The sequence below is a fragment of the Collinsella sp. TM06-3 genome, assembly GCF_003436395.1.
In the GTDB taxonomy this organism is placed as follows: Bacteria; Actinomycetota; Coriobacteriia; order Coriobacteriales; family Coriobacteriaceae; genus Collinsella.
This window is the reverse complement of the sequence record NZ_QSPG01000015.1, coordinates 25,256-50,351: the sequence shown is the minus strand read 5'-3', so window position 1 is coordinate 50,351 and position 25,096 is coordinate 25,256. Positions and strand designations below refer to the sequence as shown.

19 protein-coding genes are annotated in these 25,096 nt (G+C 59.7%); 5 read left to right on the top strand and 14 right to left on the bottom strand.

What is annotated here, in order from left to right; genetic code table 11:
* The first annotated feature begins 766 nt into the window (after positions 1-766).
* Positions 767-2,128: an ATP-binding protein gene (locus tag DXD56_RS07130; RefSeq protein WP_117640718.1), complete on the top strand. Its 1,362-nt coding sequence runs from the start codon at positions 767-769 to the stop codon at positions 2,126-2,128.
* 435 nt (positions 2,129-2,563) lie between these two features.
* Here the strand turns inward: DXD56_RS07130 and nifJ are convergent, their stop codons facing one another.
* The 6 genes from nifJ to DXD56_RS07100 all read right to left on the bottom strand — a co-directional run bounded on the left by nifJ (position 2,564) and on the right by DXD56_RS07100 (position 11,358).
* Positions 2,564-6,103, bottom strand: coding sequence for a pyruvate:ferredoxin (flavodoxin) oxidoreductase (nifJ, locus tag DXD56_RS07125; protein ID WP_117640717.1), 3,540 nt, complete (start codon positions 6,101-6,103; stop codon positions 2,564-2,566).
* Positions 6,104-6,505: 402 nt separating this feature from the next.
* Positions 6,506-7,444: an FHA domain-containing protein gene (locus DXD56_RS07120; protein ID WP_117584186.1), complete on the bottom strand. Its 939-nt coding sequence runs from the start codon at positions 7,442-7,444 to the stop codon at positions 6,506-6,508.
* A 3-nt stretch (positions 7,445-7,447) separates the two neighbouring features.
* Complete coding sequence (locus DXD56_RS07115) at positions 7,448-9,292, bottom strand: hypothetical protein (RefSeq protein ID WP_117640716.1); 1,845 nt, start codon at positions 9,290-9,292, stop codon at positions 7,448-7,450.
* Positions 9,289-10,182, bottom strand: a complete 894-nt coding sequence (locus DXD56_RS07110) for a hypothetical protein (RefSeq protein WP_117640715.1) — start codon at positions 10,180-10,182, stop codon at positions 9,289-9,291. The genes DXD56_RS07115 and DXD56_RS07110 overlap by 4 nt, the downstream gene beginning before the upstream one ends.
* Before the next feature lie 245 nt (positions 10,183-10,427).
* Entirely contained in the window at positions 10,428-11,024 is a 597-nt protein-coding gene (gene recR, locus DXD56_RS07105; protein ID WP_089573257.1) for a recombination mediator RecR, read from the bottom strand.
* Between the two features lie 13 nt (positions 11,025-11,037).
* Positions 11,038-11,358, bottom strand: coding sequence for a YbaB/EbfC family nucleoid-associated protein (locus tag DXD56_RS07100; RefSeq protein WP_006235174.1), 321 nt, complete (start codon positions 11,356-11,358; stop codon positions 11,038-11,040).
* A 339-nt stretch (positions 11,359-11,697) separates the two neighbouring features.
* Between DXD56_RS07100 and DXD56_RS07095 the strand changes: the two genes are divergently transcribed.
* Positions 11,698-12,165: a hypothetical protein gene (locus DXD56_RS07095; RefSeq protein ID WP_089573258.1), complete on the top strand. Its 468-nt coding sequence runs from the start codon at positions 11,698-11,700 to the stop codon at positions 12,163-12,165.
* A 22-nt stretch (positions 12,166-12,187) separates the two neighbouring features.
* Here the strand turns inward: DXD56_RS07095 and DXD56_RS07090 are convergent, their stop codons facing one another.
* Positions 12,188-12,448 (bottom strand): hypothetical protein, encoded by a 261-nt coding sequence (locus DXD56_RS07090; RefSeq protein WP_117638144.1) that lies wholly within the window; start codon positions 12,446-12,448, stop codon positions 12,188-12,190.
* Positions 12,449-12,502: 54 nt separating this feature from the next.
* Positions 12,503-14,992 (bottom strand): DNA polymerase III subunit gamma/tau, encoded by a 2,490-nt coding sequence (gene dnaX, locus DXD56_RS07085; protein WP_158549375.1) that lies wholly within the window; start codon positions 14,990-14,992, stop codon positions 12,503-12,505.
* A gap of 115 nt (positions 14,993-15,107) precedes the next feature.
* On the opposite strand from dnaX, the gene DXD56_RS07080 reads away from it, so the two are divergent.
* Complete coding sequence (locus tag DXD56_RS07080; protein ID WP_147325194.1) at positions 15,108-15,824, top strand: hypothetical protein; 717 nt, start codon at positions 15,108-15,110, stop codon at positions 15,822-15,824.
* 105 nt (positions 15,825-15,929) lie between these two features.
* On the opposite strand, the gene DXD56_RS07075 is transcribed toward DXD56_RS07080, so the two are convergent.
* The 6 genes from DXD56_RS07075 to DXD56_RS07050 all read right to left on the bottom strand — a co-directional run bounded on the left by DXD56_RS07075 (position 15,930) and on the right by DXD56_RS07050 (position 21,793).
* A complete protein-coding gene (locus DXD56_RS07075; protein WP_117640712.1) occupies positions 15,930-16,589 on the bottom strand; it encodes a DUF5028 domain-containing protein in 660 nt (219 codons plus the stop codon).
* 5 nt (positions 16,590-16,594) lie between these two features.
* The gene (locus tag DXD56_RS07070) at positions 16,595-17,239 is read right to left on the bottom strand and encodes an ABC transporter ATP-binding protein (protein WP_117640711.1); all 645 of its coding nucleotides are present in this window, start codon (positions 17,237-17,239) and stop codon (positions 16,595-16,597) included.
* Positions 17,236-18,033 carry a hypothetical protein gene (locus DXD56_RS07065; protein WP_147325193.1) on the bottom strand — a complete coding sequence of 266 codons (798 nt, stop codon included), beginning with the start codon at positions 18,031-18,033 and terminating at the stop codon, positions 17,236-17,238. The genes DXD56_RS07070 and DXD56_RS07065 overlap by 4 nt, the downstream gene beginning before the upstream one ends.
* Before the next feature lie 38 nt (positions 18,034-18,071).
* Positions 18,072-18,938: a hypothetical protein gene (locus DXD56_RS07060; RefSeq protein ID WP_117640709.1), complete on the bottom strand. Its 867-nt coding sequence runs from the start codon at positions 18,936-18,938 to the stop codon at positions 18,072-18,074.
* Positions 18,939-19,032: 94 nt separating this feature from the next.
* The gene (locus DXD56_RS09975) at positions 19,033-19,545 is read right to left on the bottom strand and encodes a hypothetical protein (protein ID WP_117778762.1); all 513 of its coding nucleotides are present in this window, start codon (positions 19,543-19,545) and stop codon (positions 19,033-19,035) included.
* Between the two features lie 109 nt (positions 19,546-19,654).
* A complete protein-coding gene (locus DXD56_RS07050; protein ID WP_158549373.1) occupies positions 19,655-21,793 on the bottom strand; it encodes a LuxR C-terminal-related transcriptional regulator in 2,139 nt (712 codons plus the stop codon).
* 437 nt (positions 21,794-22,230) lie between these two features.
* Here DXD56_RS07050 and DXD56_RS07045 point away from each other — a divergent pair, with 437 nt between their 5' ends.
* Complete coding sequence (locus DXD56_RS07045; RefSeq protein WP_117640706.1) at positions 22,231-24,084, top strand: serine/threonine-protein kinase; 1,854 nt, start codon at positions 22,231-22,233, stop codon at positions 24,082-24,084.
* The gene (locus DXD56_RS07040; protein WP_117640705.1) at positions 24,081-25,094 is read left to right on the top strand and encodes an FhaA domain-containing protein; all 1,014 of its coding nucleotides are present in this window, start codon (positions 24,081-24,083) and stop codon (positions 25,092-25,094) included. The genes DXD56_RS07045 and DXD56_RS07040 overlap by 4 nt, the downstream gene beginning before the upstream one ends.
* The last annotated feature ends 2 nt before the right edge of the window (positions 25,095-25,096 follow it).

The following is a 25,096-nucleotide window of genomic DNA, read 5'->3' as shown; positions in this document are numbered from 1 at the left end:
ACGGGGTTGTTGCCGAGGGCGTTGCCGCCGAGGGCGACGACAATACGATCGGGCTTGCCAAGAGGCTTAGACATTGCTGGAATCCTTTCTGTAAAAGGCCTACAACCCATTAATAACCCGCGCCCGTGCGATACGCGAGTTTATTAAGGTTTATATTCTCTTTATCGCTCATTTTATTCATTTTGAAAATAGTTGAGCGGTGAACGGTCGTTTTTATCCGCTCAGCGTACAGAAACCCAGATCAGATATGTTTACGCCATTTACGTGCGACTTTATTTAAATGGAGCGAGGATTAAGCTGGATTATGCAAACTATATCTTTGCTAAACACAAAACAGATAGCGCAAAATCTTACTCGCACTATACGAGATTCTATGCAATTATTGGACGAGTATGCAGCCCTGCAATAACATGGCGTTTTTCATCCAACTTAGGGAATAATCAATCGCGTCTCACCCTTCGGCAAACGACTGTGAGTTCGCAGTATGGAACTTTACCGTCGGGTACTGCATGAACGCCGCTGACGCCCTTTCGCTCCTGCGCGCCTAGGCAACCGAGAACGTCAACGGCGACACTGTCGACTTGGCCACCCTCAGCAACAGCGCCGCACGCCTTTTCGTAAAGTACCGTGCCGGTTCGGCGGCTTTGAGACCGAAGCAAGCTTTGCTATCTGCCATTTTTTGTATGATTTGGGGCAAATCTATTCGCAAATTTTTGTATGATTAGGGGCAAATCTATTTGCCAATTTTTGTCATTTAGGGGTTTTAATGCTACGCCGTAAGGTCACTGACAGGCTTTTGAGCTGGAAGAATAACTCTAATAAGGCCATGCTTGTTACTGGCGCACGTCAGATAGGCAAGAGCTATGCGATTCGCACGTTTGGAAAAGACAACTACGCATCGTATTATGAGGTCAATTTGCTGCTCGATACCGAGGCAAAGGATGTACTTGCTGGCGCCAAGAACGCCATTGACTTTATCAACCGTGTGGCCCTTCTTGCAGACGCACCGCTTGTTGAGGGAGATACCCTTATCTTTGTCGACGAGATTCAGGAGTATCCGCAGATTGTCACGCTTATGAAGGCATTGGTCGAGGACGGGCGCTTTAGCTATGTCTTCTCGGGGTCTATGCTTGGGACCGAGTTTAGGGGAATCTCTTCTTTTCCGGTAGGGTATGTCGAGCACATTGTTATGCGGCCGATGGATTTTGAAGAGTTTTGTTGGGCAAACAGCGTCAGCGAGAATGTGCTTGCAGGAATTCGCAGCCGCCTTGTCGAAAGGCGACCCGTCGAAAACTATATTCATGAGGCGATGCTCAAGAACTTTAGAGCCTATATCGTTTGCGGCGGCATGCCGGAGGTCGTTCAGAACTATATCGATTCGGGTTATTCGCTCGTGAGAACGCGTGAGCTTCAAATTCAGCTAGTCGATCAGTACAAAAGTGATATCTCTAAATATGCATCGACTCGAGCGTTTAACGTTCGCTCCATTTTCGAGCAAATTCCCGTTCAGCTTGAGGCGGAGTCCCATCGCTTTATCGTCTCGTCTCTAGGCGAGGGAGCTCGTCTTCAAAAATACGAGCAGGATTTCCTATGGCTGGTGAACGCAGGCGTTGGATTGATGGTCCCCCAGGTGACGGAGGCACGAAGCCCTCTCAAGAGGACGGAGAAAACGACGGCCTTTAAACTATACGAGTCCGATACAGGTATGCTCGCATCGCGGTATCCCGGCAGCACGGCACGCGCCGTCTACCTTGACATGAAAACCCCCAACCTCGGCGGCCTCTATGAGAACGTGGTCGCACAGGAACTCGTTGCCCTCGGAGCAGATACGTGGTACTACCAAACGCGTGAGGTCGGTGAAGTCGACTTTGTAATCGAAGGTGCCCGCGGGCATGTTGTCCCAATCGAAGTCAAATCGGGCAAGAAAGTTCGAGCACATGCAGCCCTCGACCGTTTGATGAGTGTGGGCGAGTACAAAATTCCCGAGGCCGTTGTGCTGAGCCACGAAAACCTTTGCAAAGAGGGCAAGATCCTTTACGTTCCAATCTATATGACATTCTGTCTCGATGAGTTTATGGAAAAGGACGACCCCAACAACGATTTCTCGTTTGCACCCATATCTCTCTAGGTCATCTGAGTCCGCAAGCCAGCCCCCACGCCCAAAGTACTGCGCCTTTCGCGCCAAAGGCGCGAAACAGCAAGGGGATAGAAGGCAGCGACAACCAACTCCCCCACTATGCCCAAAGTGCTGCGATGTTTCGCGCAAAGCGCGAAACAGCACTGGGGCAGCAGAAGGCCACAATCAGCTAGCCCTCCATGCCCAAAGTGGCGCGTGGTTTCGCGGCCACGCCGCGAAACAGCGACCGGGACAAGGCACCCCCACAGCCACATCCTTCATTCAGCCCCACAATCCGAGGACGTAGTCGTAGCAGGATCTGAGGGCTGACCTTCGCGGACACTCCGCAGGACGAAAGAACCCCCGCCGCACGTAGTGCGCAGCGGGGGTTCTTTCATGTCCGAGGACGTCCGCGAAGGTCAGCCCTCAGATCCTGCGGTGGGAGACTTAGGCCTCGTTGTACACCGTCTTGAGCTTCAGCAGGTGAGCGTAACGATCCATAGCGGCCTGCTCGTTCTCCTTGAAGAGCTCCTCGGCGCGCTCGGGGAAGGAACGCGTCAGCGAAGCGTAACGGGCCTCGTTCATCAGGAACTCCTGATAACCGCCCGCGGGCTCCTTGGAATCGAGCGAGAACTTCTTGCCGGCAGCAGCCTCGGGGTTGAAGCGGAAGAGGTTCCAGTAACCGCACTCGACAGCCTTCTTCATCTCGGCCTGGCAGTTCTGCATGCCGCCCTTCTTGATGGAGTGCATCTCGCAGGGGCTGTAGCCAATGATGAGGGACGGACCGTCGTAGGCCTCGGCCTCGTGGATGGCCTTGAGGGTCTGAGCCGGGTTGGCGCCCATGGCGACCTGCGCCACGTAGACGTAGCCGTAGCTCATGGCGATCTCGGCCAGGGACTTCTTCTTGGTCACCTTACCGGCAGCGGCGAACTGAGCGACCTGGCCCAGGTTCGAGGCCTTGGAGGCCTGACCACCGGTGTTGGAGTAGACCTCGGTGTCGAAGACGAAGACATTGATATTGTGGCCGGAAGCCAGGACGTGGTCCAGGCCACCGAAGCCGATGTCGTAGGCCCAACCGTCGCCACCGAAGACCCAGAAGGACTTCTTGGTGAGGTAGGCCTTGTCGGCGAGGATCGCCTTGGAAGCGTCGCAGCCGCACTTCTCGAGCTCGGCAACGTAGGCGGCGGCAGCGGTCTTGGAGGCCTCGGCGTCGTTGACGGAGTCGATCCAAGCCTGACCGGCGGCCTTGAGCTCGTCGGACGGACCGTCAGCGGCGATGATCTCCTGCGTAGCGGCGATCAGCTTCTTCTGAACGGCCTCATAGCCAACGGCCATGCCCAGACCGTGCTCGGCATTGTCCTCGAACAGGGAGTTGTTCCACGCCGGGCCGTGACCGTCCTTGTCCTTGCAGTAAGGAGCGGTGGCAGCGGGGTTGCCCCAAATGGAGGAGCAGCCGGTGGCGTTGGAGATGAACATGCGGTCGCCGGCAACCTGGGTCACCAGACGTGCATAGGCGGTCTCGGCGCAGCCGGCGCAGGAGCCGGAGAACTCAAGGTAGGGCTGCTTAAACTGGCTGCCCTTGACGTTGGCCGCGATGAGCTCCTTCTTCTCGGAGACGTTCTCGACCATGTAGTCCCAAACGGGCTGCTGGTCCATCTCCTGCTCGGTGGGAACCATCTCGAGGGCGCCCTTGGGGCAGACCTTGACGCAGTTGGTGCAGCCCATGCAGTCGAGCGGAGACACGGCCATGGTGAACTTCATGCCCTTGGCCTTGGGACCCATAGCGTCGAGCGTGCGGGTAGCCTCGGGCGCGGCGGCAGCCTCGTCCTCGGTCATCGCGAACGGACGGATGGTGGCATGCGGGCACACATAGGCGCACTGGTTGCACTGGATGCACTTGGTCTCGTCCCAGTGAGGAACGACCACGGCGACGCCGCGCTTCTCGTATGCGGAGGCGCCCAGCTCAAACTGGCCGTCGGCGCAATCGACAAAGGCGGAAACGGGCAGGCTGTCGCCATCCATGCGATCGATGGGCTCGAGCAGGTTCTTGACCTGCTGGGCGATGGCGGACTTGGTCTCCTCGGAGAGCTCGACGGGGGCAGCATCCTCGGCAGTTGCCCAGTCGGCCGGAACCTCGAATTTACGGAAGGCAGTAGCGCCGGCATCGATGGCTTTGTGGTTGGCGTCGACGATGGCCTGGCCCTTCTTCATGTAGGACTTGGTGGCCGCGTCCTTCATGTACTGCAGGGCGTCCTCGGCGGGCAGGACCTTAGCCAGCGCGAAGAAGGCGGACTGGAGCACCGTGTTGGTGCGCTTGCCCATGCCGACCTTGGCGGCCAGGTCGATAGCGTCGATCAGGTAGACGTTGACGTTGTTGTTCGCGATGTAGCGCTTGGCCACGGCGGGCATGTGCTCGGCGAACTCCTCGTCGCTCCACTGGCAGTTGACCAGGAAGGTGCCGCCCGGCTTGACGTCGCGGACCATCTTGAAGCCCTTGACGATGTAGCTGGGGTTGTGGCAAGCGACAAAGTCGGCCTTGGTCACGTAGTACGGCGAACGGATCGGGGAATCACCAAAGCGCAGGTGCGAGACGGTGACGCCGCCGGTCTTCTTGGAGTCGTACTGGAAGTAGGCCTGGACGTACTTGTCGGTGTGATCGCCGATGATCTTGATCGAGTTCTTGTTGGCGCCGACGGTACCATCGCCACCCAGACCCCAGAACTTGCACTCGATGGTGCCGGGGGCGGCGGTGTTGGGCGCATCCTCGGCCTCGGGCAGGCTCAGGTTGGTCACGTCATCGACAATGCCGATGGTGAACTCGCGCTTGGGCTCGTCCTTCTTAAGCTCCTCGAAGACAGCGAACGCGGACGCGGGAGGCGTGTCCTTGCTGCCCAGGCCGTAACGGCCGCCGACGACCTTGATGCCCGTCTTGCCGGCCTCGTAGAGAGCGGAGACGACGTCCTGGTAGAGCGGCTCGCCGATGGAACCTGGCTCCTTGGTGCGGTCCATGACGGCGATCTTCTGGACGGTCTCGGGGAGAACGTCGACAAAGTGCTTGATGGAGAACGGACGGAACAGGCGAACCTTGACCAGGCCGACCTTCTCGCCGTGAGCGTTGAGGTAGTCGATGACTTCCTCGAGCACGTCGCAGAAGGAGCCCATGCACACGACGACGCGATCAGCATCGGGAGCGCCATAGTAGTTGAACAGGCCGTAATCGGTGCCGAGCTTCTCGTTGATCTTCTTCATGTAGCCCTCGACGACGGCGGGAAGCTCGTCGTAGACCTTGTTGCAGGCCTCGCGGTTCTGGAAGAAGATGTCGCCGTTCTCGTGGCTGCCGCGGGTATGCGGGTGCTCAGGGTTGAGCGCGTGATCGCGGAAAGCCTGGACGGCGTCCATGTCGCACATCTCGGCAAGATCCTTGTAGTCCCACATGGCGACCTTCTGGATCTCGTGGCTGGTGCGGAAGCCATCGAAGAAGTTAAGGAACGGGGTCTTGCCCTCGATGGCGGCAAGGTGAGCCACCGGCGAGAGGTCCATGACCTCCTGGACGTTGCCCTCGGCGAGCATGGCGAAACCGGTCTGGCGACAGGCCATGACGTCGGAGTGATCGCCAAAGATGTTCAGGGCGTGCGAAGCGACGCAACGCGCGGAGACGTGGAAAACGCCCGGGAGCTGCTCGCCCGCGATCTTGTACATGTTCGGGATCATCAGGAGCAGACCCTGAGAAGCCGTGTAGGTGGTGGTCAGAGCACCGGCGCCCAGCGAACCGTGAACGGTACCGGCTGCACCTGCCTCGGACTCCATCTCGACGACCTTGACCGGGGTGCCGAAGATGTTCTTGCGACCCTGGGCCGCCCACTGGTCGACATGGTCGGCCATCGGGCTGGACGGCGTAATGGGATAGATTCCCGCTACCTCGGTGTACGCATACGAAACATATGCGGCCGCCTCGTTGCCGTCCATAGACTTAAACTTACGCGCCATATACCCCTCTCCTCTCATATAGGTATACAGGCCCCGGCGATCGCCGGGATGTTGGCGTGATGGGATTTACGCTGTTGCTTCCAATCATCTGGCAGGCAGGCTCAGCAGCAGGTACGTGGCGTGGAGAGAAGACATGCCGAGGCGAGGGGCAACTGATGCGCCCCACAGACCCGACCGCCCGTCTTGCACATGACCGAGCGCCGCAAAGGCCGCATGCCGGATGCTCCCGGGCACGCCCCGGCGATGGGAAGCGCCCGCAACGGAAATCCGCATGCGGGTTTATTGTACCCCGCCGTCAAGTGTAATTTCGGCAAATATAGGCGGGCGGTAAAGGTTTACCTCGGGTGACTGCCGGGAGCAAAATGATCCCTTGGGGACGGAGGGACCATTTGGCGGGACTGGCTAGAGGGCACCGAAGAGGATGGCATAGGTAGTGGATTCGCCGAGCTTGAGCTCGTCGCCGGGATTGAGCTGGGCGGAACGGCCGGGCTCGACCTGAATGCAAACGCGCGTGGCCCCGTTTACCACCACGGTTCCGTTGGTGGACGACAAGTCCTCGACGTGCCAGATATTTTGAGCATCGCACCAGATATGGGCATGGCGGGCCGAGACATCGTCGCCGACGTCGGTAATATCGCCCTCACCAGTGGCCAGCGCGCCAATCTCAACACCCTGCTCACTCGGCTGAATCCAGCGCGGGGCGCTCACGACAAAACTGTTTTGCACGCGCAGCAAGCCCAAAGGGTGCGCCGGGGCGGGTTCGCGTTCGCCCGCAGTCAGCGACATGCCAAGCGAACGCGGCGTGGATGTGCCTCCGCCGCAGGTCGCGTTCGCGTAGTCGATGGCATAGTTCACCGAGGACCGCACATCCGCCGAACAACCGACGGCGACAAACAGCACCAGCACGACCTCGGCGCGCTCGGCGGGCATGAGTTCCGCCGCCTGGGACAGGCGATCGAGCGCGTTGCGATAGAGATTCGTGTCCTGGTGGCACTCTTCGAGCGCGCGTACCATCGGTTCACCTGCAGGACCGCACACCATATTGATTACAGCCGTGGAGTCCATGGGATTGCGCTGGCGCAGGGCCAGTTGCGACATAATACGCGCAGCCGAGGTACCGTATTCGGCAAAGTAGCGCTGCTGAAGCGTGCCGACCGGCGCGCGAACGATAAAGCGGGAAACCCAAGAGCGATCGGCGGCTCGGCTCTGCGGGCTGCGGCCGTCGGCGAGCGGACGGGACGAAAGCACCAAGCCGCACAGCTCGATATGGCTCAGATGCGCTGCGCGCTTAAAGATGTCAAACATGGCCCCGCATGGGGTGAGCTCAACTTGAGATGCCATGACCTAGGCCTCCTTGGTCGTAGAAATAGAATCGGACGATACTTCGACAGGTCCGCCAAAAGTACGGACAGCTGCGGCTCCACCGGCAAGCGGAGTCGCCATCTGGGCTTTTGTGCGTCGCGGTGCCGAAACGGGAAGTTCAAAGGCAAAGCCCATCGCAAGCAAAAACCACGTAAGCGTATAGGTTGCAACCAGAGCGGCAACAAGGCCGCCCATCACGGCGCGTTGGGAAAATACGCTACATGCAGCCACAACCAGCACCGGAACCTCGCAGGCAGAAAGCGCAAGCACACCCTGCAGGAAGCCCGAGCGCCGATCGCGCGCAAGTGCCCCCGCGGCAACGCCGGCTATGCCTGGCAGCGCCAACGCCAGTGCGGCAATAATACCCGGTAGCGACCCAGACCACACGAGCGATCCCAAAGTCGCCGTCACGCGAGCGCCCGACGCCAGCAGCGCGGCCGAAACCACGACCACAGCCCAAACCACGCCACAGACGACCGTCGCGCCGACCATCAGCGCGCGACGAACCGCGCGGCCAGACGCATCCATGGGGCACGGCGTGAGCGGCTCGCCGCGGAGCGAACGACCGACATTTTGCGCATAGTGGTCACAAAACGCCGAGAGCGCCGCCTCGACCGCCGCCGGCTCGGGACGATCTTTTTGATGGCTGGACAGACAGGCCATCACCACGTCGAACAGCTGGGCATCGACAAACGCCAGCGCATCGCGTAGCTCCTCGGAATCCGGCTCAAGCCCCAGCTGCTGGGCCTGCTCGGCCGCAGCGAGCGCCACATCGGGCTCACGACGAAGCAGCTGAGTCAAATCGCAACCGGGCGCATGGGCACCAATGGGATAGTCGGGCAGCGTGTCCATCTTGAGACGGTAGGGGCTGGCGATGTCGCGCGTCTTTTTGCGCGAACCCGAGGTGCCCGAAGTGCTCGGCGCGGCTTCGTATGGCGCGGCGCCGGCAATGAGCTCGTAAACCGTGCTTGCTGCGGCATAGACGTCGATCGCCGGCGACATACGCAAAGCGCGCAGGTCGGGAATATCGTCGGTGAGCATCTCGGGCGGGGCATAGGCAACCGTCGCGCGACGCAGCGTGGCATAGCGCTCCGTAAACGACGCCTTGCCGCCGGTACCGGCCACGGCCGACGCAGGCTCAAGCGCCAGCGACGAGCCAAAGTCGATCAGGCACAGGTCAAAGGTGCCCTCGGCAAGCTGCCGGTCAAGCGGTAGACGCGCCGTACGCACCATAATATTAGCGGGCGAGATATCGCGGTGGGCAAAGCCCTCGCCCACCAGGCTCATACGGCAGAGCAGATCGAACAGGTCGCGACCCAGACGCGCCGCCACAAGCGGCGATAGGCGGCCGGCATCGTCCACGGCAAAGCGCGAGCGCAAGCGGGCGAGCGTCTCGCCCTCGACCCATTCCATGACAATTGCAGGCACACCGTCGACCTCGCCCCAGCCATAGAGGCGGGGAAAGCCCTTAAGGCCCGAAAGGGCGCGATGGCATTCGTATTCCTCGCGAAACGCCGCTTTGAACTTGGCGACCAGCGCCTCATGGGCGGCGGCATCGTCAAACTCATCGCACGTTGGCAAGATGAGCTGCTTGAGTGCCACGGCCTCGCCTTGGGCGTTGACGGCACGCGTCACGCGGCCGATACCGCCACGGCGCATGGTGGCATCGTCGGCAAACAGTATCGTAAAACGACGCAGATAGGCAGGCAGTTCGTCCTGACCGAGCGCAATGGCCGGCTCAAACCCGTCGACACGCGCCAGGCGCAGGCCGACCATGGGATCGCGACCGAGCGATTGTGGTGTGGTGGATGCAAGATCGGTCATCATAGGGCAAGCGCCGCCACGTTATTGTTGAAGTTACCGAGCGCGACGTCATCATCGCCGTAATGGCCGACCCATTGACATAGGTTGGTGTAACAGCCCCACAGATTGGCATACTGCTGATACCACTTTGACCGGGGCGAGAATGTCTGACGACCGAACTCGGCTCGAATGACAAACATCTCCCCGACCAGGCTGTCGCACGGCCTGGGATCTCCCGTAGAGTTATAGGTCGAGACCACGTCATTGGCACGAGAAACATAGCCGTCGAGCATGTTGTACTTGGTCACAAGCCAGCTGTGAATGCTCTCTTCCTCAGCAGCGGAAAGGCCACCGGAGTTTGCATCGTTGTCAGTGTTGCCGCCCGTCGAGCCGCCGTTTCCAGACCCTCCGGCAGAGGAACCCGACCCAGAGCCACCGCCCGAACTCGACGAATCCGAGCCGGAGCCAGAAGTATCCGAGCTACCGGGCTTTCCGGACTGCTGGGCGTCCTGCTCCTTCTGCTGCTCGACCTTATTCACCGTTGCCGCCACGCTATTGTTGGACAACCGATCGATGATCTTGGTGTTGGTGAGCACGATGGTTTTGCCATTGGCAAGCGTGACTTCGTTGTCCGGGGCCTCGGCGCCGGTGCCAAACACAATATGCGCGACCACACTTGCCCAAGCATATCCAGTCGTGGTCCCCAGGTCACTTTTGACCTCATGCCCCACGCGCGGTTCGCGTGCGGCATGTGCCTGCATCATGGACGGCACGGTCATGCCATAGGCAGAAACGCCAGCTATGACCAGCACCAGCGAGCAAGACAGCAGTGCGTACGCCCGCGGCGCCAAGCCCAGTCGGCGTCGCATGCGCACCGCGGCGCCGCGCTTTGTCTGAGTGCCACCGGGCCGCATGCGTTCTCCTCCAACAAAAACACGCCGCTCGGGAGCGGCGCATTCATTCGAATCCATATTTGAGTGTATCAGCGGACCCAAAAGGTTGCGCAACGAATGGGCAAATTAAGGATGCGAGTGGAAGCATCCATGCGATAAGCGGATACAAAGCATCTTTGTTGCACAACAAACTTACAGTCGCACGGGGAAATTATGGCTACCCCGTGCGTCGCGATGAAGACATACGGCAGGAGCAGGCTCGCCACCTAAATCGTGCGACGGGCCTCGATGGCGCGCCCAAGCGTAAGCTCGTCGGCATACTCCAGGTCGCCGCCCACGGGAAGGCCGCTCGCCAGACGCGATACCTCAACGCCCAGCGGCTTGATAGTGCGGGCCAGGTAGCTCGCCGTGGTCTCGCCCTCGATATTGGGGTTGGTGGCGATGATGACCTCGTGGATGTCCTCGTGGCCCAAGCGTGCCAGCAGCTCACGAATGTGCAACTGCTCGGGACCAATCTTGTCCATGGGACTGATCACGCCGCCCAATACGTGGTAGAGACCGTGGTAGCTGCCCGTGCGCTCAATCGCCTGGACATCGCGCGGCTCGCCCACCACGCAAATGCGAGTGGTATCGCGCATCGAATCCTGGCAGATGGAGCACTCGTCGGCCGTGGCGTAGTTAAAGCAGCGGCTGCAAAAGTGAACCTCCTGCTTAACCTCCAGGATAGCCTCGGCCAGGCGGCGCGCCTCCTCGGCATCGGCCTCGAGCAGGTAATAGGCGATGCGCTGGGCCGACTTGGGACCAATGCCCGGCAGACGGCCCAGCTCATCGAGCAATTTTTGCAGACTATGGTTGGCACTCATATATATGCGTGTCTTAGAACGGCATGCCCGGGATGTTGAGGCCGCCGGTGATGGCGCCCATCTGCTTGTTGGCAAGCTCGTTGACACCGCGGACGGCCTCGTTGACGGCAGCCATGATCATGTCCTGCAGCATATCGACGTCCTCGGGATCGAGGGCATCGGGGTCGATGGTGAGGTTGACGAGCTCCATCTCGCCGTTAACGGTCACCTTGACCATGCCGCCGCCGGCAGAGGCGTCGACGGTCTGGGACTTAAGGTTTTCCTGCGCGGCGGCAAGCTGCTCCTGCATCTTGCGAGCCTGCTTCATCATTTGCTGCATGTTCATACCGGCCATGATGGCTCCTTTACGTGCGGCCGCGCGACAAGCTGCAAGGGCAGCCGGAGCGCGACGGGACTTTCAAACTCAAAAATCGTACCACGGCGCGGGGCAAGCAAGCGGGGCGGACACGCTACCTCAGTCGATATACATGTCCTCCAATACAAACCACGCGCAAAGATTATGCAAGGCCGAATTATGCAAGGTTGCATAATATCGCATACTCAATCTAGTAGAGCCGAATCCGGCATTTCATGTGTGCCACTAAATAGCTAAATGCCAAACCGCTGCTCGAGGCGGAGCACATGGCGGCAGGGTATAATTTGATTGTCATAGATTGCAATTTGGAGGTGCCCCATGAATGCCCCCGACGCGCTCCAAAACATCCGCTCAAAACACCCCGTTGCATATGTGGTTCTCTATCTCTTTGTCGGCTGGGCATTGCTGGTTGTCATCACCCATGCCATAGCTTTTGGAGCAGAACTGCTGATAGCCAGCTCGGACCAGCCCGTCGTCAAATGGGAGACGACCGATGAATGCACCGACGGAACCCGAACCATTTACTACAACAGCCCGTCCCTCTACCAAGAGTTCAAGGTCAAGATAAAGGACTCCAAGATTGTCGATGCCGAACTGGGCTCTTTATTTACAATCGGAGCAACCGTCAACGCCGAGCAAGTCGAGTACACGGACGGCCATGCGACGTATCGTATCGACCTCAGCATCCTAGGCCGACCGTCACGCGCTTGTCTGCTCGAATGCGATATACGCGGCACCACACTACACATGTCCGAAATACAGATGCGCCCGGACAAAAGAAAGTGATATATGGCCGAGTCGGAAGAGACTAGGCATAGACTCGTCCGCCTTCGTAGGCAAAACGCAGGATGAGCGGGGCATTGTTGCGCACGAAATCATCGAGTTCTTTGAGGTTCGCTTCGCTAAAGCCCTCGTGTGACACCCAATTGAATGCCGGCAAGATACACTCCGCCGTGTCAAAACCCCAATCGCGCGGGCGCTCCACAACAACCTTCACCGTGTTGTCCTCCCGGACTTCGGAATACGAAACCTGCGTATCGTCCTCGAGGCGGACATATTCCCACATCATAAGCTCGCTCCGTTCAAAGGGTTCTCTTCTTGAGCAGTATACCCGCCTGCGCAGCTACTCCACCGGCTTGAAGATGGTGGCCTGACCGAAGACGCTGCGGATGAGGTCTTTGGCCTCGTCCTCGGTCTGCGGGATGCTCGGGGCTGCGCCCTGATGGCCGAAGGGGCTGCCCGCACCGGGGTTGGACTCCCAGGGAGCCGCGGGGGCGTCGTCGCTTGCGGGGGCCGCGGGTGCCTCCGCAGCGGGCTTGGGCGCGGGCGTCGCACCCGGCACGTCGAACGGAGGCAGATCGTCCCCGCTCGCATCGCCAGCGAAGCCGCCGACCATGGCGTCGTCGTAGGGCACCTGCTCGGATTCCCACGGCGCGGACTGCGCGACAGGCTGAGCCTTCGGGGCAGCCGAGCGCTCGGGCGCACGGGGTGCGGGCTCGGTCGGGAGCTTACCCGTGGCAGGAGCGCCGGCGGGGTTGTCGGAGCGTAGCCAGGGGGCTTTGCCCAGGTCAGACGACTTGGGCGCGGGCGAGACGGGCTTGGGCGCGGGTGTCGGAGCAGCCGGTTTGGGTGCCGCGGGCTTAGGCGCCGACGGGGTCGATGCCGCTACCGGCGCCGCTTGCTGCTGCGGCGCGCTGGCGCTCGAGGATACAGGGGCCGCCGAGGACACGGGTTGCGGGTCCGCAGATGCCGCAGCCCGTGCAGATGGAGAATGCTCCTCATGTTGAGGAGCCGGCGTGCCACCCCCACCCAGGACATAGTCGACGGTACGACGACCGAAGACCGCGCAGACCGTCGGCAGGACCACCGACTGCGTATCGGCGCGACCGAGCATCTTAATGGCAAAAGTCGAACCCGCGGGGAACGAGACCGTGAGCTTGGAGCCGTCGTCGGCCGTGGCGCGGGCGTTGAGCAAAAGCCCTGCGTAGGAAGCCTGACGCGCCTTGACACGCTCGACAACCTCGGCCCATTTGCGCTGCAGCTCTCCGGCATCATCGACCGCGGGCGTCTCGGCAGTACCGGCGGCGGCAACCTGGGCGGCATTGTTGGACTGGGGCTTAGGTGCCGGAGCGGTGGCAGGCGCGGGGGCCGCAACGGGCTGAGGCGTCGGAGTTGGCGCAGGCTGAGGTGCAGGCGCTGCAGGCTTGGAAGCTGACACGGACGCAGAACGGGACGCAGGCTGGGCAGCCGGAACAGCAGCACCACGGTCCCAAGGCATACCGCCCTGGCGCGCGGACGTAGCAGCGGGGGCAGCGGATGCCGCCGGAGCGGCAGCACGAGCGCCCGAAATGAGCGTCGGCTGTTGGGCAGCAGCGGGTACGGATGCTGCAGGCGCAGCGGCCTGAGCAGCAGCCACGCTCGCCGGCACGGCGCCGTTGGCAACCATGGCCTCCAAGCGAGCCACGCGCTCGGCCAATGCTTCAATCGTTAAATCAGCCTCGGGACGTGCCAGACGCGTACAGGCAATCTCGAGCACCAGGCGCACGTCGCTCGCGCCCCTCATCTCCAGTGCGGCATCGTCGAGCACCGTCAGCACGCGGGCCAGGCGGTCGGCAGGATGCTCGCCAAAGGCAGCGGCCTCGGCAGCAAGCGCCTCGGCCTGCTCGGAGCCGCCCTCAAACAGCTCGGCACGGGCACCGGCAACGCAGGCAACGTACACGTCACGCACATGCGCTACCAGGTCGCGCGTCAGCTCCAGCAGGTCGTTTCCTTCCTCGACCTGCGCACGGATCAGTCCATAGAGCTCGGCAACATCGCGATCGGCAATGGCGCGGGAAAACTCGCCCAGAATCTGGTCCGAAACCTCGCCTAAAAGCGAGCGGGCATCGTCCGCATGCACAGAACCGTTGCCAAAAACGCTCAGCTGCTCCAGCGTGGAGAGCGCGTCGCGCATGCCGCCCTTGGCATGGCGCGCCACGATGGCGAGCGCCTCGTCGTCGTAATCGAAGCCCTCCTGCTCGCACACGTATGCCAGGCGACGCTCGATATCCTCGTTGCCGATGCGGTGGAAATCGAAGCGCTGGCAGCGCGAGAGGATGGTCTCCAGAATCTTTTGCGGGTCGGTGGTGCACAGCACAAAGATCACGTGCGCCGGCGGCTCCTCGAGCGTCTTGAGCAGCGCGTTGAACGCCGCCGTCGTGAGCATGTGGACCTCGTCGATGATATAGATCTTGTACTTGCCGCGTACCGGGGCAAAGTTGACGGAGTTGATGATTTCCTCGCGCACATTGTCCACGCCCGTGCGGGAGGCGGCATCGAGCTCGTAGACATCGGGGTGGTTACCCTCGGCAATGAGCTCGCACTCCTCGCAAGTACCGTCGGGCATGCAGCCGCTTGCACCCTCGGCGCGCGCCGCCTCGGCATTGCGGCACAGCAGCGCCTTGGCCAGAATGCGCGCCATGGTGGTCTTGCCCGTGCCGCGCGGTCCGCAGAACAGATAGGCGTGGGACAGGCGCCCCTCGGTGATGGCGTGCTCGAGCGTCGAGACGATATGCTGCTGGCCCACCACGGAGTCAAAGGTGAGCGGGCGATACTTTCGGTACAACGATTCCATGGGTGCTCCCCCGGGTATACTGAGTCCTGTTGCCGCGGCGGCCATGCGGTCGCACGGCATACTGCATCCATAATAACCCGTACGGCGAGCCCGCCGCGATAGGAGTCCAAAGAGCATGGCAGACGCAGAGAGCAACCTCGTTCCCTCCGAAGCAGCCGACCAGGTCGAGGTCGCGCTCGAGGCGCAGGCAGCAGCCGATGACGGCATCCTGTACCTCAACGAGTATCAGTACGAAAACGATCTGGTCACCGACTTCGCCCGCCTGGTCGCCTCGCCCAGGCGTCGCGGCTCGCTGTATGTCGCCGCGGCAATTGCCGCGCTGCTCGGTATTGGCATGCTGTTGGCCGGCGGTAACTGGATCAAGTTTGGCGTCGTCCTGATCGTATTCGGCGCCTTTTTGGCCTGGTGGAGCAAAAACCTGCACCACACCCTCGCCCGCGACTTTATCGATGCCGTTGAGGCCGACGAGTCCATGGGTGGCCGCTACCGCCGCGTCGCCGCCAACGAGGACGGTCTGATGGTCTGGGGCAAGAGCGGCAAGTCGCAGTTCTTCCCGTTTGAAAAGCTCGACCACGTGCTCGACGGCGAGCGCATCTTTGTTGCCATGTTCGCCGACCAGGGCGTGGCGATCCCTAAGGACACCTTTGTTCGCGGCGATGCCGAGCAGTTTGGCGCCTTCCTTAAGGCGCGCATCAACAAAAAACTCCGCATCGAGACCAAACGCAAGAAGATGAAGGCAGAAAAGGCCGCTGCCGAAGCAAAACAGGCCGACAAGCCCCAGGGCAACAAGGGCAAGCAGCGCAAGCAGAAGAAGAACAAGAAGAAGCGGTAATCCGGCCGACACCGAAGGTGCCTCGTCCCGCGCCCGATTCCGAGTCGGAGCGCCTGAAATCGGGCGCGGGTACCGCCGATGGACCCATTTTGCCTAACTCTCGAGCTACTTCACTTCAAACCTTAAGAGCCTTCTCTCTGGCAGATCGGTCATCTTCATCGTATAAGTCCCAGGAAAAGCCTTCTCAAAACGGACGGTCTCGTAACCTTCGAAATAGTCGTTGGTGTTTTGCATCATGAATGGGACAAGCAACTCGTTCTCCGCCCCAACCTGTACAGCAAACGCAGCAGAACCGCCCAGAGCCGGCATTGCCTGCGTTATCAGATCGGTATTGACCACAAAGTCATAGTTTGGCGCAGACTCCGGCACCAAATGCCAAACATACGTTTTGATTCCGCCTTCGACATTGTCCTTATTCCTGACACGCATCTTTACGGCGATAACACACGTGATGTCGGCGTCCTTCAATTTCGTTTTCGTATCCACGATGCCATATTTTGAATAATCATCATGCGCACGCTTGAGATACTCGCGCGGCGTGAGCAGCTCTGCCCCGTCTATGCAAAACGAATACCCGTCAGTCGCCACATCCTTCGACCCCAGAAACGCCCCATCCATCGAGAGCCATTCGCCCTCCGCATAATATTTCTCAGGAATGACCGTCCGGTTCCCGTTAACGACGCTCGCCCTCATGCCCGCAAGGCCAGTAACAGCACAGCCGAAAAGCGCAAGCGCCGACCTTCTTGTCCACAGGGTCTTCTTCATCGCGCTCACGACCTTTCCCGAACTTTCACAACGGCACCGTCGCGCATGCAGTAAACCCGATCGGCCAGCTCCTCGAGCACCTCTCCGTCATGGCTGGACAGAATAACCTCGCGACCCGTTGATGCCGCCATCGCCACAACGCGCTTGAGCATTTCCACGCCCGCTTCGTCGAGGGCATTTGTTGGCTCATCGAGAACAAGCAGCTTCGGCTTTTCCATAATTGCCGCAGCTATCCCCAGACGCTGCTTCATCCCAAGCGAGTATGCTCGGAACTTCTTTTTTTCGTCTGCATCGAGCCCCACGAGCCGCAGGGCAGAGCGAATGTCCTCGCGGGTTGCAACGCCCTTGATCTGAGCAATGAGCTCCAGATTGTCGTAACCAGACAGATAGCCCAAAAAGGAAGGCGCCTCGATCAACATCCCCAGACTCGGCGGGAAAGAGATGTCCGCCCCAAGCCTTTGGCCATCGATAGAGATTTCGCCTTCGGTAGGCTTGATCAATCCGCAGACCGCTCGCATAAGCATGGTCTTACCCGAACCGTTTATCCCCTGAAGACCGACCACAGTCCCAGGGTCAACCTCGATGGACACGTTACGCAGAACATCGTTTTTGCCTATGCGCTTCGATACGTCCCTAACGATCACGCTCATATCTTGTCCCCCTTTTCTATAAGGTCGGCCCTTCGAAACCACAGTCCACCCAACGATAGGCATAACGACATAATCACAATTGAAAACAAGCCACTCGAGCCCGCCGCGATTCCATCTTTGACAATTCCGCCCCAGCGCAACAGCATCAAGGCGTTACCCAATAGCGCCCAATGCCGTGCATATGCCGAGCAGATCAGGTAGCTCATTAAAACCACAAACGAGACCGACGGCCCAAGTACAAAGCCAATCACTGCCTGCGCAAACGCAAGCGCCTCGAAAGCAAAAAAGAGACCTGTGAAAAACGGCAGCGCATCCGCCTCGCCAGCTTTGAGAAACCACGGCGCCAAATTAGCCAGCTGAAGCGACTCACCATGAATGACCGCGCTGAACGAGGCGCTCACCATCAAGCTCCAAATCACAACAGAGCAAACCACCACGAGCAGCGAAAATGCCGTTACCGCCGCCACCAAGATAAAACGCGAGACCCACCAAAGGGTTCTTGACCGGCATCGAACAAGCGCTTGCAAACCAAACCCGTGCAACGATTCGGTCGGATAATCGAGTGTTGTATAGAGAATAAGCAGAATGACAAATAGCCATCCTAACGGAGGCACAAACATGAGCCCGGGCCTAGGCTCAAACGGAGCGGATCCGGCAAACACGAGCGCGAGATTATCAGCAAACCCCAAGGCATTCGTCCGAACCCCATACACAGAAGACAAGCCGTAGGCGTACACCAAGTTCGCAACGGTCACTGCCGCAATCGCAATAAAAGTAAGGATGTTCTTCTTCAAAACGGTCCTCAGGTCCGCGGCGACCAGCCTAAACAGCATCAGACCACCTCGCGTCTTTTTAAGAATCTCGCGAAAATCAAAGAAAAGACGAACAGCAAAATGATTTCTGCAAACCCTGCTCGAATGTCGGGCCAGTTATTTAGTGATTCCGACCTGATGCTGTTAAGAATGTTGCAGTTAAAGCCGACGCATGAAAGGACGCTAAAAATCCAGTCGTTAACAAAGTGCCATGCAACCATAATCAGATATGGAACGACCATCGCCTTGATTCTGCTGCGAAACACAACCGACAGACCGGTCACGGCCATGGATAGAGCCCCCAGCGTCACCGCATCGAACAGTGTATAAACCAGCACGTACAACAGAGGCCGGGAATAAAACAGGCCAGAAAAATAGCTATGCAGATAGAGCCCGACGTAAGTCGATTCGTCGACCCGGGGGAGATACGCGGGAAATAGCATTGAGACAATCAGGAAGTTCACGAGTAGCGGAATAGCCGTGACCGCAAACGCAGAGAGGAAAGCAGACAGCATCTTCACGTTCACGTATGCATTTCTAGAAACACGTGTGCAGATCTGCGCCTCGTAACCGCTCAAACGCTCGGACAGGCATGACCACGACCCGGCCAGCATGGCAAGCAACGGCAGCGCATAGAAAAACACTGATGCCGATAGCGGTGCATTTGCACTCACAACGATCCAGTTACCAAAGCTACTTTCACGCGTTTGGCCGAGGTATGCCTGGGCTTGCAAACCAACGCCATAGCCAAGCGATAACAGCTGCTTGCGCTCAGTCTCGAGCGTCCACCATGCCTCAATGGCAGCCGCCATCGAAATTGCAGTTGCAACCATAAGGGTCAACGCAAATATAGGATTGCCAAATATCTTGGACAACTCGTGCCGCATTAGATTTCTATTCAAGCGACATCACCCTCCCTTCGGCCGGGCCGAGTAGCAACACTCGGCCCGGCCCTAATCACAACAAGAAGCTGCGGATTGGCTAGGAGGGAAGTTTGTTAAAATGGCCGAAGCAATCGGGGCTCCACTTTCCATAGACCGTGCCGTATCCGGACTCGGCCCATGCAGTCAGACGAGCATAGCTGCGTTTATTCTCACGGACGAGATTGTATATCTCCCATTCACGCTCATGGTTGGAGCGATACACGCCCTGCGTGCAATTCAAATTGCCCGTTCCTCTATTGTCATAGGCACCGTCCACGTACAAACGTAACGGCTTTCCTGAATAGCCTTTGATCCAAATGTAGACTGAAGATGAATCTTCTTTCTGGCGATAGCCGGTTGCGCTCGTGCCAGAACATTGAAAAGCGAAATCTCTATCTTCGTTGTTCTTGCATGTGGCAATTCCGGCATCCGCGCTCTGCGAAATGCTAGAAACCTGGGAAGTGTCAAACTCCTCTTGAGCAAATGATGCGGCAGGTGCACCCATCGACAAGCCCGCAACAATCGCCAAGCCGACTCCGATTCGAGCAATAGCGCTCCTTGGCTTAATCATGGCCTTCTCCAATCAAAAGCGGTTAACAATGCGTCGACGCACGGCAACCTTTGCATGAATAGAGAAAGATGTCTGTAAACACCCGCTATTGAGTTGATCGCTCAGGCGTTTACACGTTATCTACCTGCGATAACAATGAAACAAGCTCCGCTTTATTCTTGATCTTCAACTGGCGGTAAGATGCAGACCGCAGTGCTTGCACCGTAGATGCAGCGTAACCGACATCCTCCGCAATGGTCTTTGTCGTTGCGCCTTCTGCCGTCATCAGCAAAATTTGCGACTGAACATCAGAAAGGGAGCGCGACGCAAGCAGGGCAAGCTGGCGCACGCGAGCTGCTTCGGTAAGCCCGTTCGCGCGGTACTCCAAGACGGCCTTCTCGTTCTCAACCGAGCGGGTGAGCGCGATGTGCGTGACGAACATGGGCGCAGACCAGCAGACGATCACCGTTGCCACGACGACATTGACAGCCGAACTTTGCCCCAGCAACGAAGTAAGGAACAACGGCTCGAAAACCATCAGATCCTGCGCCATGTTGAGCAAGACAACCCAAACAGGAGCCGTCGCCCCAAAGCAAAGCATCCATACCCCGAGCATTTTGCGCTGCGGACAGCTACGCAGCACTATATATGTGAACAGTATCCCCGTCAGCACCGCAAGTCCATGGATTCGCCCCCTAGTGGCTGCATAGATTAAAGCGGATACACCTATTAACGCCAACGGCACGATAGCCCGAGTACGGCCACGCGCCTTAAATGAACACAGCCCAACAGCGAGCGAAGCCATAGACGTCATGCCGCAAAACAGGACCGGCACAGCCATCAACGGATCGCGTACGCACCTCCATGCCGCGATATAGACAAAAGACCATTCCACGGCAGACAGTATCGCCCACACGCACGGGCTTCCGAGCCCAATCGCCCCATCCGTTCTAGTCAGTGCAGCTTCACGATTCAGTTTTTCACCCGCGTAGTGCAGCGACAGAAGCAGTCCGAGACCCAATGCATAGCTTGAGAGAGAAAAGGTAACAGCCCATGAAACACCGGATCCCCAATAACTATCCGCCATTACCAAGGGGCCCGCCGCAAGGAGGATAAAAAATAATGTGAGCAGGTATCGAAACAGCCGGCGCGTCCGAGCTGATGCCAACATATCGTCAGCATGCCGCCGCGACAGCTCGGGCCCTACAGCATCACCCTCGTCCACAAACAACGCCACGAGCTCGCGTGAGCCCGCAACCGACGCCTTCCCGTATGCTCGGTGAAGCGTTGTTCGCACCGTCGATGACTTCGTATCCGTCTCCTTGGCAATTTCCGCCGGCGTTTTCCCTTTGAGCAGCAGTCGAACAAACTGCTCTTCTCTAGGCGACAGGGCAGGGGAAAACACCCCCGCATCGAATGGGTCGGACACGCAGGCGATATCCGAATTGTTGTCCCGTTTTCTCTTTAGCAACATGCATACGAAGGCAGCAGCGATAGCGGACCCCATCGCAAGCAATGCAATGATCGCGTCATCGCTTGCAAAGTATGCCGCCTCAACAGCCGGAACAAGGCCAATAGGGACTGCCACGAGCGCAGAACGGGCAAACACGTCGCTCTGTCCCCGACCAAAGGCGCTGAAACAGCAAAACAGCGGGACCGCAACCAATACGAGATAGACCAACGGAATTAAAAGCACAAGACCAATTGACGCGGCCGAAACAGAGAGTGCTCCCCATGGCTCAGGGATGACTCTCCATGAAACTCGACAGCAGAACAGCAGACAAGACATGACGGCTATTGTTTCTGTAAAAATCGCGTCCTGCGGATGACGAGTTTCTCTTTCGTCAGCCCGCGTCGCCCCCCGCGTCAAAGGAGAGCCCGCCGTATCCCAAATTACATATGAGAGGAGCAACGACCCAGCAAAGCACGAGGCGCATGAAACGCCGCGCAACAGCCAGATAGGCGCAAACACGAATGGAATAGAATCTCCGCGAGCATAGAAGGCCAGGTCGGCCCATTCGGGAACCGTTGCAATAGCAGCAAGGAAAATACCGAAGGCGCCAAGGAACCCCGGCCGCCTTATTTCTCTCCCCTTGCGGAGCGCAACACCGTGACCAAACGCCGCGAGGCATGCGCCCAGGATAACGAGCCAGGTCATTGCACCTGACGCCAGGCCGATTGAAGATGAAAACCGGTGATAAGGGGTGACCGCCATTACGACAAGCGCAATGGCGCAGGCAGACGTAGCAGAACGGCGGGAAAAAAGCATATGGCCTCCATAGCGTGTCATTATATCGCTCGAGCCGCTCGTTTATCTCTGTTCTCACACCAGCCAGCATCAATGATTCAGGCGAACTCCAATCCGCGCCAGATCACGGTCCGGCTTTTGTTCGCAGTCCCCACATCAAAGCGGGATGCGGTTTCCTTTTAGACGCCGGTTCGGAAAGCGCATCTCGTTCCAGGGCAATATTCTGGGATGCAGTTTCCGCAGCCCACCCCATTTGGAAGGCGCATCCCATTATTTGGCTGAAAACTGGGGTGCGCTTTCCGAACGAGCCGAAACGGCCCGAATCGATCGGACCACCTCATCCCCGTTTCCTCGCCATCTGCCCGAGCGTGCTACACTAGCAGCATCTATGCCACCGCGAACGGCTCGGCCCCGCGCCCGCCGCTCGCAAACGAACTTTAAACGCACGAGGATTGGCCATGCCGCTTTTCTCGCAACATACCGCCCGGTTCTCGCCGGACGTTCCTTTGGAGGGCACCAGCTCTCGCGAGCTGCTCAAGCGGTACCAGCCGCTCGAGACACTTGCGACCGGCGGTTTTGGCTCCATCGAGATTTGCCGCGACACGCACCTGCGCCGCCGCGTCGCCATTAAGCGCATCCCCCTTATCAACGGCGCCGGCATGCCCGCCAGCGACATCATGGATGTCCTGCGCGAGGCGCACACTGCCGCCATGCTTCAACATCCCAATATCGTGCAGGTCATCGACTTTACGCATGACACCGCCTATGCCTACCTGGTCATGGAGTATGTCGACGGTATGTCGCTGGCCGAGTTTTTGCATCGCGTGGACGGCCACTCGCTCACCTTTGACGAGGCCGCGGCCATTGCCGACGCGCTGGGCCAGGCGCTCGCCTTCGCCCATAGCAATGGCGTACTCCACCTGGACATTAAGCCCGCCAACGTGCTCATCGACCACTCGGGCAATGTAAAGCTCACCGACTTTGGCATGGCGCGACTGTCGTCTGCCGGTGGCTTTGGCGGCTCACGCGGCGGCACCATCGGCTACATGCCGCCCGAGCAGCTCGATATCGAGACCGGCACGGTCGACGAACGCGCTGATGTCTTTGCCCTCGCCTGTGTGATCTACGAGGGCCTGTGCGGCAGCGCTCCCTTTATGGCGGCCACGCCCGCCGACTCGCTCGGCCGCATCATCGGCGGCGCCACCTATCCCAGCGAGCTGATACCACACTTTCCCCCGGGAGCCGAGAGCGCGCTCATGAGCGCGCTCTCCCCCATGCCGCAGGACCGCCCCAACAGCATCGAGGCATTTTGCGACCAGCTCCTTGCCGGTCTGGGCAGCGTGCGCGAAGGCCGTCGCAGCCTGGAGCAGATGGTGGGCGAGCTTTCGGATGACGAGCAGGAGCCCGACGATATCGAGCCGTCGCACTATGAGGACGACGCCATAGAGGTCGACCCCGCGCTCGGCTGGGCGGGCACGCGCTGGAGCCATGCGCGCGACTACACCATGCACGCTATCTCGGCGCTAACGTGCGGCACCTTTAGCTTTTTGCTGATGCAAACGGCCGGGGTCGCGGCGCTTCCCGGCCTGGTCATTGCGGCTATCGCGATCGGAGCGGCGGCTGGCCTGGCCCCCCAGATTGGCTCGGCCATCTCGGCTGTGGGCTTTTTGGTGCTCATGGCCAACGCCACCATGCAGGCGCAGGGCATCCTGTCGATGTTGCCCGTCGCGGTGATCTTTGCCGCTGCCATGTCCGGTTGGTGGATCGCCTGGGGTCGCACCGAGGCTGCCGCGAGCGCCGCACTCACCTGCGCGCTTGCGCTTGGCTGTCTGACCGGCAATACCTTCCTGGCAGCTGGGGTCGCCGCCGGCGTCGCGTCATTTTGGCTCGGCCCGGCAAGCGCCGCCGCGGCAACGGGCATGGGCGCGCTTTTTGCCCGTCTGACCACGGTCGCGCTTTCAGCCGGAGGCGTGCTGGGGCTCGGCAACGTTGCCGCAGCGCTGGAAGACCCGCTCCTTTGGGCTGCCTTTGCGCTGGTCGCGACAACTGCCGCGGCGTCATCTGCGCTGCTCAATGCCCATGCCAAGCGTGCCGATCAGGGCTCAAACCTTGCCGCCATCGCCGCCATCGCTGTCACCGGCATCGGCTGCGCAGCGGCATCCTGTCTTGCACACCATATGGAAATTGCCAGCCTTGCAGCCGCGGTCGCCGCCAAGGCGGCAGTTGCGGGAACCCTATCCTCTATAATCGTTGGGATATGCCTATATTTGCTCGGATACCAAAGAACCTATACGGAGAGTGATCTTTCGTGAACTTCCTGAACATCTTCGAGGACCACGTGGCCGGCATCTTCGGTGCCACCCGTGCCCCGTTCTCCTTTAAGAAGCTTGCCAAGCAGGCCGCTCGCGACATGGAGGATCAGACTCTGGTGATCAATGGCGTCAACACGGCGCCGGCACTCTATACCATCCTGATCGCCGCCGACGACGATCCCATGCTCGCCCCGTTCTACCCCGAGCTTTCGCGCGAGGTCCGCGAGTTTGTGAAGGCGCAGGCCGAAAAGCGCCGTTATGTCTTTGTCGGCGAGCCCCTCGTGCGCTTTATGATCGATCCGCAGCTGCGCGCCGGCAAGTTCTCGGTCTTTGCCGAGAACGTCGATGCCCCCACGCTCGGCCGCCTGTACGAAGAAGAGCGCGCCTATCAAAACGGTCTGGGCCAAAACAACTCCGCGGCAAGCCGTGCCGCCAGCGCCCCGCGCGCCGGCCAGCAGCAGTTTGCTGCCCCGCAGCCGCAGCGCCCCGCCGCCATGCCCCAGCAGCAGCCGACGCCTCGCGCCGCCGCTCCTGACCCGCTTGCCGTAGCAGATCCCTTCGCGCCTAGCGTCCCCGACCCCGCCGCCGCACCCATCCCGGTGCCGCAGACCGTCTCGCGCGACGCGCTTGCCGGCATGGGCGGAGCCGCCGCGACCGGTGCCGCCGTGGGCCTAGGCGCCGCAGCCGGCATCGCCTCCAACATGGCGAGCACTCGCGCCCCGCAGCGCCCGCTCGCCCAGCTCGTCGACGTCGTGAGCGGCGAGAGCCATAGCATCACCTCCGCACAGGTGACCATCGGTCGCGAGCGCTCAGTTTCCGACATTGCCCTGCGCGACCCCAACGTGTCGCGCCGCCACGCCCAGCTCACCTTTACGGGCTCGGATTGGTCGATCGAGGATCTCAATTCCACCAACGGCACGCTCGTCAACAACCGCCGCATTACGCGCTGCCCGCTGCGCAACGGCGATCTGCTGACGTTTGGCCTGAGCACCTTTGAATTTAGGGGATAGTC

Coding starts and splice junctions, on each gene's coding strand:
- DXD56_RS07130 (WP_117640718.1), top strand. CDS start 767: ATGCTACGCCGTAAGGTCACTGACAGGCTTTTGAGCTGGAAGAATAAC.
- nifJ (WP_117640717.1), bottom strand. CDS start 6,103: ATGGCGCGTAAGTTTAAGTCTATGGACGGCAACGAGGCGGCCGCATAT.
- DXD56_RS07120 (WP_117584186.1), bottom strand. CDS start 7,444: ATGGCATCTCAAGTTGAGCTCACCCCATGCGGGGCCATGTTTGACATC.
- DXD56_RS07115 (WP_117640716.1), bottom strand. CDS start 9,292: ATGATGACCGATCTTGCATCCACCACACCACAATCGCTCGGTCGCGAT.
- DXD56_RS07110 (WP_117640715.1), bottom strand. CDS start 10,182: ATGCGGCCCGGTGGCACTCAGACAAAGCGCGGCGCCGCGGTGCGCATG.
- recR (WP_089573257.1), bottom strand. CDS start 11,024: ATGAGTGCCAACCATAGTCTGCAAAAATTGCTCGATGAGCTGGGCCGT.
- DXD56_RS07100 (WP_006235174.1), bottom strand. CDS start 11,358: ATGGCCGGTATGAACATGCAGCAAATGATGAAGCAGGCTCGCAAGATG.
- DXD56_RS07095 (WP_089573258.1), top strand. CDS start 11,698: ATGAATGCCCCCGACGCGCTCCAAAACATCCGCTCAAAACACCCCGTT.
- DXD56_RS07090 (WP_117638144.1), bottom strand. CDS start 12,448: ATGATGTGGGAATATGTCCGCCTCGAGGACGATACGCAGGTTTCGTAT.
- dnaX (WP_158549375.1), bottom strand. CDS start 14,992: ATGGAATCGTTGTACCGAAAGTATCGCCCGCTCACCTTTGACTCCGTG.
- DXD56_RS07080 (WP_147325194.1), top strand. CDS start 15,108: ATGGCAGACGCAGAGAGCAACCTCGTTCCCTCCGAAGCAGCCGACCAG.
- DXD56_RS07075 (WP_117640712.1), bottom strand. CDS start 16,589: ATGAAGAAGACCCTGTGGACAAGAAGGTCGGCGCTTGCGCTTTTCGGC.
- DXD56_RS07070 (WP_117640711.1), bottom strand. CDS start 17,239: ATGAGCGTGATCGTTAGGGACGTATCGAAGCGCATAGGCAAAAACGAT.
- DXD56_RS07060 (WP_117640709.1), bottom strand. CDS start 18,938: ATGCGGCACGAGTTGTCCAAGATATTTGGCAATCCTATATTTGCGTTG.
- DXD56_RS09975 (WP_117778762.1), bottom strand. CDS start 19,545: ATGATTAAGCCAAGGAGCGCTATTGCTCGAATCGGAGTCGGCTTGGCG.
- DXD56_RS07050 (WP_158549373.1), bottom strand. CDS start 21,793: ATGCTTTTTTCCCGCCGTTCTGCTACGTCTGCCTGCGCCATTGCGCTT.
- DXD56_RS07045 (WP_117640706.1), top strand. CDS start 22,231: ATGCCGCTTTTCTCGCAACATACCGCCCGGTTCTCGCCGGACGTTCCT.